13 protein-coding genes are annotated in these 16,221 nt (G+C 64.0%); 6 read left to right on the forward strand and 7 right to left on the reverse strand.

Annotated features, from left to right (window positions below; translation table 11 throughout):
• Positions 1 to 101: 101 nt before the first annotated feature.
• The 3 genes from dxs to HDG34_RS02525 all read right to left on the reverse strand — a co-directional run bounded on the left by dxs (position 102) and on the right by HDG34_RS02525 (position 3,283).
• Complete coding sequence (gene dxs, locus HDG34_RS02515) at positions 102 to 2,009, reverse strand: 1-deoxy-D-xylulose-5-phosphate synthase (RefSeq protein ID WP_184057459.1); 1,908 nt, start codon at positions 2,007 to 2,009, stop codon at positions 102 to 104.
• Between the two features lie 87 nt (positions 2,010 to 2,096).
• Positions 2,097 to 2,978, reverse strand: coding sequence for a polyprenyl synthetase family protein (locus HDG34_RS02520; RefSeq protein WP_184057461.1), 882 nt, complete (start codon positions 2,976 to 2,978; stop codon positions 2,097 to 2,099).
• Positions 2,975 to 3,283 (reverse strand): exodeoxyribonuclease VII small subunit, encoded by a 309-nt coding sequence (locus tag HDG34_RS02525; RefSeq protein ID WP_090808406.1) that lies wholly within the window; start codon positions 3,281 to 3,283, stop codon positions 2,975 to 2,977. Before HDG34_RS02525 ends, HDG34_RS02520 begins: the two co-directional genes overlap by 4 nt.
• A gap of 320 nt (positions 3,284 to 3,603) precedes the next feature.
• Between HDG34_RS02525 and HDG34_RS02530 the strand changes: the two genes are divergently transcribed.
• The gene (locus HDG34_RS02530) at positions 3,604 to 4,710 is read left to right on the forward strand and encodes an aromatic ring-hydroxylating dioxygenase subunit alpha (RefSeq protein ID WP_184057463.1); all 1,107 of its coding nucleotides are present in this window, start codon (positions 3,604 to 3,606) and stop codon (positions 4,708 to 4,710) included.
• A 149-nt stretch (positions 4,711 to 4,859) separates the two neighbouring features.
• A complete protein-coding gene (locus tag HDG34_RS02535; protein ID WP_090808405.1) occupies positions 4,860 to 5,729 on the forward strand; it encodes a sulfurtransferase in 870 nt (289 codons plus the stop codon).
• Positions 5,730 to 5,779: 50 nt separating this feature from the next.
• Here the strand turns inward: HDG34_RS02535 and HDG34_RS02540 are convergent, their stop codons facing one another.
• The 3 genes from HDG34_RS02540 to polA form a co-directional block, all read right to left on the reverse strand.
• Entirely contained in the window at positions 5,780 to 6,652 is an 873-nt protein-coding gene (locus tag HDG34_RS02540) for a dienelactone hydrolase family protein (protein ID WP_184057465.1), read from the reverse strand.
• A 90-nt stretch (positions 6,653 to 6,742) separates the two neighbouring features.
• Positions 6,743 to 8,098, reverse strand: a complete 1,356-nt coding sequence (locus HDG34_RS02545; protein WP_184057467.1) for an NAD(P)/FAD-dependent oxidoreductase — start codon at positions 8,096 to 8,098, stop codon at positions 6,743 to 6,745.
• A 157-nt stretch (positions 8,099 to 8,255) separates the two neighbouring features.
• The gene (gene polA / locus HDG34_RS02550; protein ID WP_184057469.1) at positions 8,256 to 10,997 is read right to left on the reverse strand and encodes a DNA polymerase I; all 2,742 of its coding nucleotides are present in this window, start codon (positions 10,995 to 10,997) and stop codon (positions 8,256 to 8,258) included.
• A gap of 1 nt (position 10,998) precedes the next feature.
• Here polA and HDG34_RS02555 point away from each other — a divergent pair, with 1 nt between their 5' ends.
• Positions 10,999 to 11,742: a TIGR00730 family Rossman fold protein gene (locus HDG34_RS02555; protein WP_035471771.1), complete on the forward strand. Its 744-nt coding sequence runs from the start codon at positions 10,999 to 11,001 to the stop codon at positions 11,740 to 11,742.
• Between the two features lie 188 nt (positions 11,743 to 11,930).
• Here HDG34_RS02555 and HDG34_RS02560 read toward each other — a convergent pair whose 3' ends face one another.
• A complete protein-coding gene (locus tag HDG34_RS02560; protein WP_409259241.1) occupies positions 11,931 to 13,457 on the reverse strand; it encodes an AMP nucleosidase in 1,527 nt (508 codons plus the stop codon).
• Positions 13,458 to 13,648: 191 nt separating this feature from the next.
• Between HDG34_RS02560 and HDG34_RS02565 the strand changes: the two genes are divergently transcribed.
• The 3 genes from HDG34_RS02565 to HDG34_RS02575 all read left to right on the forward strand — a co-directional run bounded on the left by HDG34_RS02565 (position 13,649) and on the right by HDG34_RS02575 (position 16,051).
• A complete protein-coding gene (locus HDG34_RS02565; RefSeq protein ID WP_090808396.1) occupies positions 13,649 to 14,044 on the forward strand; it encodes a hypothetical protein in 396 nt (131 codons plus the stop codon).
• A 214-nt stretch (positions 14,045 to 14,258) separates the two neighbouring features.
• On the forward strand, positions 14,259 to 15,254 hold the full coding sequence (locus tag HDG34_RS02570; protein ID WP_184057471.1) for a homoserine kinase: 996 nt from the start codon (positions 14,259 to 14,261) through the stop codon (positions 15,252 to 15,254).
• Complete coding sequence (locus tag HDG34_RS02575; protein WP_184057473.1) at positions 15,245 to 16,051, forward strand: BPSS1780 family membrane protein; 807 nt, start codon at positions 15,245 to 15,247, stop codon at positions 16,049 to 16,051. The genes HDG34_RS02570 and HDG34_RS02575 overlap by 10 nt, the downstream gene beginning before the upstream one ends.
• The last annotated feature ends 170 nt before the right edge of the window (positions 16,052 to 16,221 follow it).

Here is a 16,221-nt window from a genome sequence, read left to right on the forward strand (position 1 = left end):
GGCCCACAACACCCGTCGGTTCAAACTAGAGATTGCCGAAGCCGCCGTCGCATGACGGCGGCATGAGTCGAACCTACGACGGCACGACAGCCGACAGCGCTTTACGCGACGCGCTTCACGGACGACTGACCGCCGACCGCGCCGCTCGCAAGGAAGCGTTCGCGGATCGACCGGGCGATACCCGCGGCGTCGAGACCGCACGCGGCGAGCAGCTTGGCCGGGTCCCCGTGATCGATGAACCGATCGGGGAGCCCCAATTGTAGTACGGGACGCATAACCCCACTTGCGAGCAGGGCTTCGACGCACGCCGAACCCGCGCCACCCATGATGGAGCCTTCCTCGACGGTGACGATCGCGTCGTGCGTCTCGGCCAGCTTGCGCACGAGTTCGGTGTCGAGCGGCTTCACGAAGCGCATGTTCGCGACGGTGGCGTCGAGTTGCTCGGCGGCCGCGAGCGACGGCGCGACCATCGTGCCGAACGCGAGAATCGCGATGCGCTTGCCGGCCGGCGCTGACGTCTCGCGACGCACTTCGCCCTTGCCGAGCGGCAACGCGGCCATCTGCTTGACCGTTGCGACCCCGGTACCCGCGCCGCGCGGGTAGCGCACAGCGGTCGGATGCGACTGCTGCAACGCGGTGTACAGCATCTGGCGGCACTCGTTTTCGTCAGACGGCGCCATCACGGTCATGTTCGGAATACAACGCATGAACGCGAGGTCGTACGCGCCCGCATGCGTCGCGCCGTCCGCACCAACGAGACCCGCACGATCGATTGCGAACACCACCGGCAGGTTTTGCAGCGCGACGTCGTGAATCAGCTGGTCATACGCGCGTTGCAGAAAGGTCGAATAGATCGCGACGACAGGCTTCATGCCGTCCGCGGCAAGGCCGCCCGCGAACGTCACCGCGTGCTGCTCGGCGATGCCGACGTCGAAGTAACGGTCCGGGAAGCGCTTTTCGAACTCGACCATGCCCGAGCCTTCACGCATTGCCGGCGTAATGCCGATCACGCGCGAGTCGAGCTCGGCCGCGTCGCACAGCCACTCGCCGAACACCTGCGTGTAGGTCTTTTTCGACGGCGTCGCGGCCGGTTTGATACCCTCGGCCGGATTGAACTTGCCCGGGCCGTGGTACAGCACCGGATCAGCCTCGGCCAGCTTGTAGCCTTGGCCTTTCTTCGTGACCACGTGCAGGAATTGCGGCCCGCGCAGTTCCTTGATGTTTTGCAGCGTCGGAATCAGCGAATCGAGATCGTGACCGTCGATTGGTCCGATGTAGTTGAAGCCGAACTCTTCGAACAGCGTCGCCGGCACGATCATGCCCTTCGCGTGCTCCTCGAGCTTGCGCGCGAGATCGAGCACCGGCGGCGCGACGCGCAGCACGCGCTCGACGCCCGCGCGCGCAGCCGCATAGAAGCGCCCGGACATCAGACGCGCGAGATGGCGATTCAGCGCGCCGACCGGCGGCGAGATCGACATGTCGTTGTCGTTGAGGATCACGAGCAGCGGCACGTCGTCTTCGACGCCCGCGTTGTTCATTGCCTCGAAGGCCATGCCGGCCGTCATCGCGCCGTCGCCGATCACGGCGATGCCCATGCGGTTGTCGCCTTGCAGCTTGCTCGCGATCGCCATGCCGAGCGCGGCCGAAATCGACGTGCTCGAGTGCGCGGTGCCGAAGGTGTCGTATTCCGATTCGTCGCGCTTCGGGAAGCCCGAGATGCCGCCCAACTGACGCAGCGTGTGCATCTGGTCGCGACGACCGGTCAGGATCTTGTGCGGATAGGTCTGATGGCCCACGTCCCAGACGATCCGGTCGTGCGGCGTATCGAAGACGTAGTGCAGCGCGATGGTCAACTCGACCGTGCCGAGGTTGGACGAGAGATGGCCGCCCGTCTGCGATACGCTGTCGAGCACGAAGGCACGCAACTCGTCGGCAAGCGGGTGCAATTGGCGGCGATCGAGGCGGCGCAGGGCTGCCGGGTCGTCGATGGTTTTCAGCAAGTCGTACATCGTCGTTCCATTGTAGGAAAACTTACGCGCCCGCACTTCATACATGCACCCCGGGGATGGAGGGTGCGCGGCGGCGGGCTTTCGCGTTCAGCTGACCCGGTTCACCACCAGGTCGGCCAGTTCGGCAAGACGCTGCGCGCGCGCGCCGAACGGCGCGAGCGCGGCGTGCGCGTCGCTGCGCAGTTGCGCCGCGAGCGCGCGCGACGCGTCGAGCCCAATAATCGACACGTAGGTCGGCTTGCCGTCCTTCGCGTCCTTGCCGGCGGTCTTGCCGAGCGTTGCGGAGTCGGTCGTGACGTCGAGAATGTCGTCGACGACCTGAAACGCAAGACCGACCGCGGCGGCGTAGGCGTCGAGCGACGCCAGACCCTGCGCGTCCGGCGTCTCGCCGGCCAATGCGCCCATGCGCACGGCCGCGCGCAGCAGCGCGCCGGTCTTCATGCGATGCATGGTCTCGAGCTGCGGGCGGGTCAGCGTGTGGCCGACGCTCGCCAGATCGATGGCCTGGCCGCCGCACATGCCGATCGAGCCGCTTGCGAGCGCGAGTTCGCGTACGAGCGAGGCCTGCTGCGGCCGGCCGAGTACGTCGGACGTGAGCACGATGAATGCTTGCGACTGCAGCGCGTCGCCGACCAGCAGCGCGGTCGCTTCGTCATACTTGACGTGGACCGTCGGCTTGCCGCGGCGCAGTTCGTCGTCGTCCATGCAGGGCATGTCGTCGTGCACGAGCGAGTACACGTGAATCATTTCCAGCGCCGCCGCCGCCGCATCGAGGCATTCGGCACGCGCGCCGGTCAGCTCGCCGGCCGCGTGGCACAGGAGCGGCCGCACCCGCTTGCCGCCGCCGAGCACCGCATAGCGCATCGCCTCGTGCAGCCTGGCGGGTTCGGTCGTCTCGGCCGGCAGATAGTGTTCCAGAGCCGTTTCGACGCGTTCGAGCACCGAGCGCGTCCATTGTTCGAATGTCATAGGTCGTCCCCGCTCTCAGTCGCGGCTGTTCCTGCGGTATTCATGGGCAGCGGCTTGAGGGTCTCGCCATCGAGGACCCGCACCTGCTGCTCGACCTTTTCGAGCTGCTGTTGACAGAATGCGACAAGTGCCGCCCCGCGACGGTAAGCGGCCAGCGATTCCTCGAGGCTCAGACTGCCGCCTTCCATGCGCGCGACGAGCTCTTCCAGTTCGGTCTGCGCGGCCTCGTAGTTCTCCGGCAGCGGCGCGCTATCGCCGCTTTCGGCTGGTGCGGCGGCGGAATCGTTCGATGCGGTCTTCGCCATGAATAGTCGCAAAATTAAAACAAGTCGGACATTCTACGGCAAAAGCGACATTTTCGATCCGCCCGCCGGCCTGCGCCCCGCCGTGCTGTCTCGCTTCGAGCCTGTCCGATGCCCACCCTTGCCCCGCTTCGACCCTGAAGTCTCGCAGAAAAAAAGCTCGAGGTCTGCGGCGAAAATGCCGAACTTTCTTGACATTTTTAACCCAAATCAGGGACTTAAGTGCCCCTGTCACAGGGAAACGGGTATAATTGCGGGCTCCCTAAATCGAATCTTCGATGGTTGGGTTGTTCACTGCTTTCACGTCTTCATCGGGAGTGGGAATGTCCAATCTGAGCAATGCATTGCAGTTGCGGTCTGTTCATAGCCAGCTGCCAGTCACGGCTTACTTTGACGAAGCGCTTCTTACGCGCGAAATCGACACCCTTTTCAAGAAAGGTCCTCGCTACATCGGCCACGATCTCATGGTGCCCGAAGCGGGGGATTATTTTGCCTTGCCCAGCGAACGCGAGGGGCGGGTACTCGTCCGTAACCAGCAGTCGCAAGTCGAGTTGCTGTCGAACGTGTGCCGCCACCGGCAAGCCATCATGCTCAACGGCCGCGGACAGACGCAGAACATCGTCTGTCCGCTGCATCGCTGGACGTACGACCTGAAGGGCGCGCTGCTCGGCGCGCCACATTTCGCCGACAACCCGTGCCTGAATCTCGGCGCCACGCCACTGCAGAACTGGCAGGGTCTGCTGTTCGAGGCCCAAGGTCGGGACGTCGCGAAAGATCTCGCACGCCTCGGCACCAAGCGTCATTTCGATTTCGCGGGCTTCATGTTCGATCACATCGAAGTCCATGAGTGCAACTACAACTGGAAGACCTTCATCGAGGTCTATCTGGAGGACTATCACGTCGCACCGTTCCATCCGGGCCTCGGCAGCTTCGTCAATTGCGACGATCTGACGTGGGAGTTCGGCGACTGGTACAGCGTGCAGACGGTCGGCGTGCACAAGGCGCTCGAGCAACCGGGCAGCCCGACGTATCGCAAGTGGCACGACGAAGTGCTGCGCTTTCGCGACGGCAATCCGCCCGAGTTCGGCGCGATCTGGATGGTGTACTACCCGGGCATCATGATCGAGTGGTATCCGCACGTGCTGGTCGTGTCGTGGCTGATTCCGCGCGGTCCGCAGAAGACCACCAACGTTGTGGAGTTCTATTACCCCGAGGAAATCGCGCTGTTCGAGCGCGACTTCGTCGAAGCCGAGCGCGCCGCCTATATGGAGACAGCCCGCGAAGACGACGAGATCGCCGAGCGCATGGACGCCGGCCGCCTCGCGTTGATGGAGCGCGGCGAATCACAGGTCGGACCGTATCAGAGCCCGATGGAAGACGGTATGCAGCACTTCCACGAGTTTCTGCGGCGCGAACTCGGCACGATCTGATCCGCGCCGCGTGGCGCATCGATCGACTCAAGGAAAGACGGGCTTCGACCCGTCTTTTTTTGTTTAGACTACCGATATAGACCGGCCATGCGCCAGCCGCGTGAACGACGCGGCCCGCAGCCGCCATCGCCCGTATCGAGGAGACGCTCATGCCCCACACTCATTACACCACCCTGATCTCCGCGACCAATCTTGCCGAGCGGCTCACGGCCGCGCCGGGCAGCGTGTTCGTGATCGACTGCCGGTTCGACCTCGCCGATACCGACGCGGGCGAGAAAGCCTGGCTGGCCGGCCATCTGCCGGGCGCGCACTATCTGCATCTCGATCGCGATCTGTCCGGGCCGAAGAACGGCTCGAACGGCCGGCATCCGCTGCCCGATCGCGCGCGGCTCGTCGAAACGCTGGAGTCGCGGGGACTGAAGCAAGGTCAACAGGTCGTCGCATATGACGCACAAGGCGGCATGTACGCGGCGCGCGTCTGGTGGCTGTTGCGCTGGCTCGGTCACGACGCGGTCGCGCTGCTCGACGGCGGACTGCAGGCATGGGAAGCGGCTGGCCAACCGCTGACGCAGGACGTGCCCGCGCAGAACACCGGCGACTTCAAGGCGGCCGCGCCGCTCGCCGTGACCATCGATACCCAGGCGGTCGAGCGCAACCTCGGTTCGAAGGAGCGAATCGTCGTCGATGCGCGCGCGGCCGATCGCTATCGCGGCGAAAACGAGACGCTCGACCGCGTCGGCGGCCATATCCCGGGCGCGCTGAACCGCTTCTTCAAGGACAACCTGACCCCCGACGGCCGCTTCAAGCCGGCGCACACACTGCGTGAGGAATTCCACGCGCTGCTCGGCGACACGCCGCCCGAACACGTGGTGCTGCAATGCGGCTCGGGCGTGACCGCCTGCATCAATTCGCTTGCGATGGAGGTTGCCGGCCTGCATGGTTCAGCGTTGTACGCGGGCTCCTGGAGCGAATGGAGTTCCGATCCGAAACGGCCGGTGGCGACGGGGGCGAAACCTTGAGCGCGAGCCGCCGCAAGTCGTAACCAGACGCGAGGAATTCGAGCAGCGCTTCAAGCCACGCCGTGCTGCTTGAACCACACGAGCGTACGACGCCAGCCATCCTCGGCATCGGCCTTCCTGTAGCTCGGACGGTAATCGGCGAAAAACGCGTGACCCGCGTCGTCATAAACGACGAACTGTGAGCCGCGTCCTGCTTGCGGCCCTTGCGCGATCGCCTGCTTCATCTGCTCGAGCGTGTCCTGCGGATTGCTTTGATCCTGGCGCCCGTACAGGCCGAGCACCGGCGCATGAAGGTCAGCGACGAGATCGATCGGATTGGCCGGCGTCATCGCATTCTTCGCGCCGGTCACGCGACCGTACCAGGCGACCCCCGCCTTCACGCGCGGATTGTGTTCGGCATAGAGCCACGAGATGCGCCCACCCCAGCAGAAGCCGTTCACGCCGAGCCGGTTCAGGTCGCCGCCGTTTTCGCCGGCCCACGCGACGGCTGCGTCGAGGTCGGCCAGCACCTGCTCGTCGGGTACCTTGCTGAGCAGTTGCTCGCTCAGTTGCTGGATGCTCGTGTAGACGGTCGGATCGCCCTCGCGCTCGAACAGGTTGGGCGCGATTGCCAGATAGCCCAGCTTCGCGAAGCGCCGGCAGACGTCCGCGATATGCTCGTGCACGCCGAAAGCCTCATGCACGACAAGGATCACCGGCAGATGCGTCTTGCCCTTCGGCTGCGCGCGGTAGGCCGGTATCAGCGTACCGAGCGAATGAAACGCCACCTCCCCTGCTTCGAGGCCGTCGCTGTCGGTATGAATGGTTTGCGCCGAGACTGGCAGCACCGCCGCCGCGAAACCGGTGCCCAGCGCCGCCTTGATGAAGGTGCGCCGATCGAAGGGAACGTGCGGGACCAGGCAGTCGACCTCAGGCTTCAGCACGGGGCGCTCCTCGAAGAATTGTTAGAGGCAACAGGATACGCCTTGCGCGCATCCCGTTGCACATTCAACTGAGGAGATCGTCCGCGCGCGTCAGTGCAGCTTGACGCGCGGCAGCGTGGTACGGCGCAACCAATGCGCGAAGGTGTCGAGCACCATGCGCGGATAGCCGTGCAGCGCCGCGATATGCAGCCGGTACAGCGACATGTACATGAAGCGCGCGAACAGCCCTTCGATCAGCATATTGCCGCCAATCACCCCGCCCATCAGATTGCCAACCGCGCTGAAGTGGCCGAGCGAGACCAGCGAGCCGAAGTCGCGATACGTGAATTCCGGTTGTGGCCTGTTGTCGAGGCGCGCCGCCAGTCCTTTCATCAGAAAGCTCGCCTGCTGATGCGCGGCCTGCGCGCGCGGCGGCACGTTGCGCTCGTTGCCCGGCCACTCGCACGCCGCGCAGTCGCCGAGCGCGAAGATGTTGTCGTCGATCCCGGTTTGCAGCGTACGGCGCACGACCAGCTGGCCGAGCCGGTTGACCGGCAAGCCGTCGAGCTGACCGAGCACCGCCGGCGCCTTGATGCCCGCCGCCCACACGGTCAGATCGGCCCGCACGGTGTGACCGCTCGCGGTGCGGATGTAGCCCGGCGCGACCTCGGCCACCGTCTCGCCAATCATCAGCTTCACGCCGAGCTTGGTCAGCAATTCGGCGGTGGCCGTGGAAACGCGCTCCTGCAACGCGGGCAGAATGCGCGGCCCCGCCTCGATCAGCACGATGCCGACGTCATGCCGCGGATCGAGCTTGTGCAAGCCATACGCGGACAACACCTGCGCGGTATTGCGCAACTCCGCCGACAACTCGACCCCCGTCGCGCCGCCGCCGACGATCGCCACCTGAATGCGCGGCTCGCTGGACGTCCACGTGCCGGGTCCCGGTCTCGACTCGACGGGTTCGTGCGCCTGATGCTCGGCGCGCACGCACGCCGCTATCAGGCGCTTGCGGAAACGCTCTGCCTCGCTAACCGTATCCAGTGCGAAGGAGAATTCGGCCGCTCCCTTGACGCCGAAGAAGGCCGTGGTACTGCCAATCGCGATGATCAGCGTGTCGTACTCGAGCTCGCGTTCGGGCAGCAGTTCAGCGCCGTCGTCGTCCAGCACGGTGCCGAGCGTAATGCGTCGGTTCGTGCGGTCGAGTGCGCTCAGGTCGCCTTGCTGGAATGCGAAGCCATGCCAGCGCGCCTGCGCCGCGTACGGGAGCTCCTGCGTGAACGGGTCCATGCTGCCCGCCGCCACCTCGTGCAGCAGCGGCTTCCAGATATGCGTCGGATAGCGGTCGACCAGCGTGACCTGGGCCTGCGCGCTGCGCCCCTTCTTGTCGGCCCGATAGCGATCGCCAAGACGCGTGGCCAGTTCCAATCCTCCCGCACCTCCGCCAACGACGATAAATCGATGCATTGCACTTCTCCGTGTAGCCGATGAATTATCTGTCGCGACGCTGCGCATGAATGCGCCGTCCTGAACCGATTGTCCTCGACCCGCCTGGGAAGTCACAAGTCGCCAAAACCCATGTGTGACATGCGCACGACGTTATCGTGCGCATGTCACGGGCATGTCAATGCGCTTCCTCCCAGTTCAGGCCCGCACCGACCTCGGCGACGAGCGGCACCTTCAGCGCGGCGACGCCGCACATCAGTTCTGGCAGGCGCATGCGGACTTCGGACAACTCAGCGTCGGGCACTTCGAGAATCAGTTCGTCATGCACCTGCATGATCATCCGCGTGCCGATCTTCGAGTCTTCGATCCAGTTCTGCACGGCGATCATCGAAAGCTTGATCAGGTCGGCGGCGGTGCCCTGCATCGGCGCGTTGATCGCGGCCCGCTCCGCGGCCTGGCGGCGCGGACCGTTGCCGCCGTTGATCTCGGGCAGCCACAGACGACGGCCGAACACCGTTTCGACGTAGCCCTTCGCCTTCGCGCTCAAACGCGTCTCGTCCATATAGCGCGCGACGCCGGGATAGCGCGCGAAGTAGCGGTCGATATAAATCTTCGCCGCATCGCGCGTGATGCCGAGGTTCGACGCGAGTCCGAACGCGCTCATGCCGTAGATGAGCCCAAAGTTGATGACCTTCGCGACGCGTCGCTGATCGCTCGACACTTCGAGCGGCGTCACGCTGAAGATTTCCGACGCGGTGGCGCGGTGAATGTCCTCGCCCCGCGAAAACGCGCGCAACAACGATTCGTCGCCCGAGATGTGGGCCATGATGCGCAATTCGATCTGCGAATAATCGGCGGAGACGAGCTTGTGCCCGGGCGGCGCGATGAACGCCTCGCGGATGCGCCGACCTTCGCCGGTACGCACCGGAATGTTCTGCAGGTTTGGATCGTTCGATGCGAGCCGCCCCGTCACCGCGACGGCCTGCGCGTAGTTCGTATGCACGCGGCCGGTGTGCGGATTGACCATGCGCGGCAGCTTGTCGGTATAGGTCGACTTCAGTTTCGACAGGCCGCGATGTTCGAGCAGAATCTTCGGCAGCGGATAGTCTTCGGCGAGCTTCTGCAACACCTCTTCGTCGGTGGAAGGCGCACCGCTCGGCGTCTTCTTGATGACCGGCAGTTCGAGCTTCTCGAAGAAAATCTGACCAATCTGCTTTGGCGAGCCGAGGTTGAATTCGCCGCCGGCCAGTTCGTACGCCTTGCCTTCGAGTTCGATCAGACGCGTGGCGATCTCGCTGCTCTGCTGACGCAGCTTCTCCGCGTCGATCAGCACGCCGGTCCGCTCCATCTTGCGCAGTACGCGCGAAGTCGGCACTTCGATCTCGCGATACACGTGGTCGAGCGACTTCTCCGCGGCGATCTGCGGATACAAGGCCTGATGCAAACGCAGCGTGATGTCTGCGTCTTCGGCCGCATATTCGGCGGCTTTGTCGAGCGCGACTTCGTCGAAGCCGATCTGCTGCGCGCCCTTGCCCGCGACCTCTTCGTACTTGATCGTCTTCACGCCGAGATGACGCAGCGCGAGGCTGTCCATGTCGTGCGTGCGATGCGATTCGAGCACGTACGACTCGAGCAGCGTGTCATGCTCGACGCCGCGCATTTCGATGCCGTAATTCGCGAGCACCTGTTCGTCGTACTTCAGATGCTGGCCGACCTTCTTGTGGCCTGCGCTTTCGAGCCACGGCTTGAGCTTCGCGAGCACTTCGTCTCGCGGCAGCTGCACCGGCGCGTCGGGGCCGCGATGCGCGAGCGGCACATACGCGGCGCGGCCCGCTTCGACCGACAGCGACAAGCCGACGATCTGCGCGATCATCGGATCGAGCGACGTGGTCTCGGTATCGAACGAGGTCAGCTCGGCCGCATTGATCCTGTCGAGCCACGCGTCGAGCTGCTCCCATGTTTGCACGGTCTCGTAGTGGCGCTCGTGATCGACGGACAACGCGGGGGGCACGTCGGTTTCCGGACCTTCGACCGCATCGGCGATTTCGACTTCGCGCAGCCATGTCTTGAAGCCGTGGCGCGTGAACACCTCGCGCAACTCTTCGCGCGATTCGGGAAGGCTCGGCAAACTCTCCTCGATCGACACGATGTGCCCGGTCAGATCGCAATGACGCTCGACTGTGACGAGCTTGCGCGCCATCGGCAAAAAGTCCAGCGCGCGGCGCAGATTCTCGCCGACCGCGCCCTTGATCTCGCTCGCATGCCCGACGATGCCATCTAGCGACTCATATTGCGTCAGCCATTTGACCGCGGTTTTCGGACCGCACTTCTCGACGCCCGGCACGTTGTCGACGGTATCGCCGATCAGCGACAGATAATCGATGATGCGCTCCGGCGGCACACCGAACTTCGCGACCACGCCGTCGCGGTCGAGCGTTTCGTTGGTCATCGTATTGACGAGCGTCACGCGGTTCGACACGAGCTGCGCGAGGTCCTTGTCGCCGGTCGACACGACCACGTTCATGCCGAGCTTTTCCGCTTCGGTGCACAGCGTGCCGATCACGTCATCCGCTTCGACGCGATCGATCATCAGCAGCGGCCAGCCGAGCGCACGCACCGCGACGTGAATCGGCTCGATCTGACGGGCAAGATCTTCCGGCATCGACGGACGGTTCGCCTTGTATTCCGGATACCAGTCGTCGCGAAACGTTTTGCCCTTGGCGTCGAACACGCACGCGCTATACTCTGCTGTGACTTCCTTGCGCATGCGCCGCAGCATGTTGATCATCCCGTAGAGCGCACCCGTCGGGCCACCCTCGGGACCGCGCAGATCAGGCATCGCATGGTAGGCCCGGTACAGATAACTCGAACCGTCGACCAACAGCAGGGTCTTACCTTCAAGGCTTCGTTCTTCAGGCATTATGACTAAGAGAAAAGTGATTCCGAGTCTGCGATCGCTCGCAGATCAAGAGCGCGCAACGGCCAAGAAAGCCCGCGCATCGTGGCAGATGTTCACGATTATGGCAGAGTTTATCGAGGCGACCGAGTACCTGTCGGAGATTCGCCCGGCGGTCAGCATCTACGGTTCGGCGCGCCTGAAACCGAACTCGCCGTACTACAAACTCGCCACGCAGATCGCGCGCAAATTGTCGGATGCTGGCTTCGCGGTGATCTCCGGCGGCGGCCCCGGCATCATGGAAGCGGCCAACAAGGGCGCGCATGCGGGCAAGGCGCCTTCGGTCGGTCTGAACATCGAGTTGCCGCACGAGCAGTCGGGCAACCAGTGGCAGGACATCTCGCTGCGCTTTCGCCATTTCTTCACGCGCAAGGTCACGTTCGTGAAGAACTCGGACGCGGTGATCGTGATGCCCGGCGGCTTCGGCACGCTCGACGAACTGGCCGAAGTGCTCACGCTGATCCAGACCAAGAAGTCGCGCCATGTGCCGATCATTCTGGTCGGCGCCGAGTTCTGGGAAGGTCTGCTCGCGTGGTTCAAGAGCGCTCTGATTCCGATGGGTTTGATCAATCCGACCGACATCGATCTGATGCAGGTGATCGACAATCCGGACCAGGTGCTCGAAGCGGTGCTCAAGTTCTACGAAGACCGCGAGGAAGGCGAAGTTCATCCGGTCAAGTCGGAAGAAGACCGGATGTTCTACCTGTGATGGCAAGAGGCTGCGCGCCTCGCATTGCGCGTAGCACGATGCCTATCGTCGCGCACATGGCGGGCAGCCTTCGGGCTGCCCGCTTTCGTTTAGCAGGCCAGTTTGCGGCGCGCTGACTGTCAACCGGATTGGCGAACAAATCGTTTGCACGCTTGCCAGCGGGCTGTTTATCAGTGCCTCGGCCTGAGTTACTGAAACGCGACTTCCGCGAAACTGCGCAGCTTGCGGCTATGCAATCGATGCAGCCCATTCATCCGCAGCAGTTCCATCGCCTTCACGCCGATCTGCAGATGCTGATCGACCTGCGCGCGATAGAACTGATCGGCCATGCCCGGCAGCTTCAGCTCGCCGTGCAGCGGCTTGTCCGACACGCACAGCAACGTGCCGTAAGGCACGCGGAAGCGGAAGCCGTTCGCGGCGATCGTCGCGCTTTCCATATCGAGCGCGATTGCACGGCTTTGCGACAGCCGCTGCACCGGCTCGCGATGATCGCGCAGCTCCCAGTTGCGATTGTCGACGCTCGCCACCGTGCCCGTGCGCATCACGCGCTTCAGCTCGACGCCGTCGAGCTGCGTGACCTGCGCGACCGCGCGCTCGAGCGCGACCTGCACTTCGGCGAGCGCCGGAATCGGCACCCACAGCGGCAGATCGGCATCGAGCACATGATCTTCGCGCACATAGCCGTGCGCGAGCACGTAGTCGCCGAGACGCTGCGTGTTGCGCAGTCCCGCGCAGTGGCCGAGCATGATCCACGCATGCGGACGCAGCACCGCGATGTGATCGGTGATGGTCTTCGCATTCGACGGCCCGACCCCAATGTTGATCATCGTGATGCCGCTGCCGTCCGCGCGTTTCAGGTGATAGGCCGGCATCTGCGGCAGACGTGGCGGCAGCGTGCCCTCCTGCGCCTGCTCGCCGAGATTCTCGTTGTAGGTGATGACGTCGCCGGGCTCGACGAACGACGTGTATTCGCTGCGATAGGCGCGCAATTCCTCGTCGTCGGTACGGGCCATCATGCCCCGGCCGAGCTTGACGAATTCGTCGATATAGAACTGGTAGTTGGTGTACAGCACGTAGTTCTGCACATGCGTCGGCGAGGTCGCCGTGTAGTGCTTCAGCCGATGCAGTGAAAAATCGACGCGCGCCGCCGTGAACAACGCGAGCGGATGCGGCTCGCCCGGCAGCGGCTCGTACGTGCCGTTGACGATGCGGTCGTCGAGCAGCGCGAGGTCCGGTATATCGAAGATGTCGCGCATCAGGAACAGGCGCTCGCGGTCCAGATCGCCTTCGAGGTGGATGCCCTCGGCGAACGCGAAATGAATCGGAATCGGCTGGTCCGACACACCGACCTCGATCTGCACGTGATGATTCTTCGCCAGCAGCCGCAGTTGCTCGCGATAGTAGTTGCCGAACAGGTCTGGCCGCGTGACGGTCGTCTCGAACACGCCCGGCCCCGCGACGAAACCGTACGAGCGACGTGAATCGACGTGCGTGTTGACCTCGGTACGCACGCGCACGAACGGATAGCAGGCGCGCACGCGATGGTCGAACTGCTCGTTGCGGCGATAGCGCGCGAACGCATCGCGCAGGAACGACGTGTTCGCCTCGTAGATCGCGGCGAGGCGGGTGACGGCCTCGGCCGCGTCGTCGAAGCCTTCGGTTGGGAAGCTGTTGGCGGGAGTCTGCACCGTGCGCTGATTGATATCGTTGTTGATCATCATCGTTCACCCTTTTTGATGAGACGACATTACCACGGAACCCGCTGTTGCCAAATGTCGGCGGCGACGCTTGCAACAGCGCCCGCGAGAACGCGCGCAGGTTGCGCGAAAGCGGCGCAAAATAAGGCTTGGCGCCCGTGCGTCAGGCCGGATTTGCTAGAATCCGGGCACCCAATCGGAGAATCACCATGAAGCTGCTCCTTCCCATCGCTGTTGCGCTGGCTCTGGCCTTCGGCAACGCCGCGATGGCTGCCCAGCCCGTCGACGAACCGCCGGCCGCCGGCGTGCCCCAGTCCGGCAATGAACGGGCCGGTCTGCCGGACCTGGACAAGATCAATCGTCCGGCCGCAGAGGTCAGCTCGAAGGTCGACATCAACGTTCCGCGCACGCCGAGCTTTCACGAAGTCAGCCCGAACGGCACCGAAATCACCGAATTCCGCGACAAGGGCAAGCCGGTCGAAATCGACGTGCATTCGAATTTCGGCACCCGCTACCAGATGAGCGCGTCGCCCGACACGTCGCCCACCGTCCACGACAGCGGCAAGCCCAGTACGCGCTTGCCATCGGTGAATCTCCACTATTGATCTTTACGAAAGCGGCACGCCGGCAACGGCGGCCGCGGCGCGACCGCGCCCCCGCTCAACCCGATCGCGGCCGCTGCGCGATGAACCCGCGCTGAATGCGGCAACGCTTGCACTTCGCCGTTCCGCTTTCGTCGCCCGCTCCGCCACATTCGTTTGTCTCACCTCGCACTGGCCGCACCGCGCCAGCCCGAACAACCTGATCCGACGTTTCCGCATGGCCGTCTTCACCGCTGTCAACGAATCCCAACTCGCAGAATGGATGAGTCACTACGATCTCGGCGATGTCGTCGAGTTTCGCGGCATTTCGTCCGGCATTGAAAACAGCAACTTCTTTCTGACGACGACGCGCGACGAATACGTGCTGACGATTTTCGAAAAGCTGACAGCTGAACAACTGCCGTTCTATCTGAACCTGATGCGGCATCTTGCCGCGCATCGCGTGCCGGTACCGGATCCGATGCCGCGTCTCGACGGCGCGCTGTTCGGCATGCTGCTCGGCAAACCCGCGACCATCGTGACGAAGCTCGAAGGCGCGCCCGAACTCTCGCCGGGCGTCGAGCATTGCGTCGAGGTCGGCCAGATGCTTGCGCGCCTGCACCTCGCGGGCCGCGACTATCCGCGCTATCAGCCGAACCTGCGCAGCCTGCCTTGGTGGCGCGAAACCGTGCCGACGATCCTGCCGTATCTGGAAGGCGAGCAGCGCGATCTGCTGGCGTCCGAGCTTGCGCATCAGGAAGCGTTCTTCGCCTCCGCCGATTACGCGGCAATGCCCGCGGGCCCGTGCCACGCCGACCTGTTCCGCGACAACGCGATGTTCGCTCACGCGGCGCCCGACACCGGCCACGAAGTGCGGCTCGGTGGCTTCTTCGATTTCTATTTCGCCGGCTGCGACAAGTGGCTGTTCGACGTCGCGGTGACGGTCAACGACTGGTGCGTCGACCTCGCGACCGGCAAGCTCGACGCCGAGCGCACCGAGGCGCTGTTGCGCGCGTATCAGACGGTGCGGCCGTTCACCGTCGAGGAAAACCATCACTGGGGCGACATGCTGCGTGCGGGCGCATACCGTTTCTGGGTCTCGCGCCTGTATGATTTTCATTTGCCGCGCGCGGCCGAACTGCTGAAGCCGCACGACCCCGGTCATTTCGAACGCATTCTGCGCGAGCGCCTGCACGGCGTCGCGAATCCAGGCATCCATACCTCATGCAACTGATCGAAGTCCCCGCGAAAACCGGCTATGTGTGGTTCCGCCAGGGTATCTGGCTGTTCCGCAAGAATCCGCTCGCCTTTCTGACGCTGTTCTTCACCTATTTGCTGGTGATGACGCTCGTGTCGCAGATTCCGGTGGTCGGCGGCGTGTTGCCGCTATTGTTCATTCCCGGTGTCGCGGTCGGCTTCATGGCCGCATGCCGCAACACGATCGCGGGCAAACCGGTGTTTCCGACCATCCTTGTCGACGGCTTTCATTCGTACGGCCCGGTGGTCGCGCGGCGGCTGCTCGTGCTCGGCGCGCTGTATGTCATCGCCATGGCGCTCGTGCTGGCCGGCTCGGCGCTCGCCGACGGCGGCATGCTGCTGAAGGTGATGCTCGGCAACGCGTCGATGGACGAGAACACGATCGCCAACAGCAATATCCCGCTCGCGGTGATCACCGCGCTCGCGTTCTACATACCGGTCGCGATGCTGTTCTGGTTCTCGCCCATCCTCGCCGCCTGGCACGACGTGCCGCCCGTCAAGGCCATGTTCTTCAGCGTCGTCAGTTGCTGGCGCAATCGCGGCGCTTTCGTCGTATTCGCGGCGCTGTGGTTCGCAGTCGCAACGGTCGTGTCGATCGGGCTGTCGGTGCTGATGCAGGCGCTCGGCGCGGCCGACTTCGCGTTCGCGATCCTGATGCCCGCGACGATGATCGTCACGACCATGCTGTACTGCTCGTTCTACGCGACCTATCGCGGCTGCTTCGGCGTGCAGACGCCGCAAACGCCGGATCTGCCGACCACGCCGGCGGCCTGATCCGTCGTTCCCGCGCGGGAGCCGTTCTGGCGCCCGCGCGCGCCGCGTGTTCCGCGCACACCTTCCCGACGTCTCTGTCGACACACCTGATCCCGACGCTCGGCATCCTGAATCGACTTGCGGCACAATGGTTTGCGTGCAATCCATTTGCACGCTCTTTTTGCCGAGAT

Source organism: Paraburkholderia sp. HC6.4b (assembly GCF_014200875.1).
Taxonomy (GTDB): Bacteria; Pseudomonadota; Gammaproteobacteria; order Burkholderiales; family Burkholderiaceae; genus Paraburkholderia; species Paraburkholderia tuberum.

Bases quoted from the DNA above. Each gene is read 5' to 3' on its own strand.
- dxs (WP_184057459.1), bottom strand. From the start codon at position 2,009: ATGTACGACTTGCTGAAAACCATCGACGACCCGGCAGCCCTGCGCCGC.
- HDG34_RS02520 (WP_184057461.1), bottom strand. From the start codon at position 2,978: ATGACATTCGAACAATGGACGCGCTCGGTGCTCGAACGCGTCGAAACG.
- HDG34_RS02525 (WP_090808406.1), bottom strand. From the start codon at position 3,283: ATGGCGAAGACCGCATCGAACGATTCCGCCGCCGCACCAGCCGAAAGC.
- HDG34_RS02530 (WP_184057463.1), top strand. From the start codon at position 3,604: ATGTCCAATCTGAGCAATGCATTGCAGTTGCGGTCTGTTCATAGCCAG.
- HDG34_RS02535 (WP_090808405.1), top strand. From the start codon at position 4,860: ATGCCCCACACTCATTACACCACCCTGATCTCCGCGACCAATCTTGCC.
- HDG34_RS02545 (WP_184057467.1), bottom strand. From the start codon at position 8,098: ATGCATCGATTTATCGTCGTTGGCGGAGGTGCGGGAGGATTGGAACTG.
- polA (WP_184057469.1), bottom strand. From the start codon at position 10,997: ATGCCTGAAGAACGAAGCCTTGAAGGTAAGACCCTGCTGTTGGTCGAC.
- HDG34_RS02555 (WP_035471771.1), top strand. From the start codon at position 10,999: ATGACTAAGAGAAAAGTGATTCCGAGTCTGCGATCGCTCGCAGATCAA.
- HDG34_RS02565 (WP_090808396.1), top strand. From the start codon at position 13,649: ATGAAGCTGCTCCTTCCCATCGCTGTTGCGCTGGCTCTGGCCTTCGGC.
- HDG34_RS02570 (WP_184057471.1), top strand. From the start codon at position 14,259: ATGGCCGTCTTCACCGCTGTCAACGAATCCCAACTCGCAGAATGGATG.
- HDG34_RS02575 (WP_184057473.1), top strand. From the start codon at position 15,245: ATGCAACTGATCGAAGTCCCCGCGAAAACCGGCTATGTGTGGTTCCGC.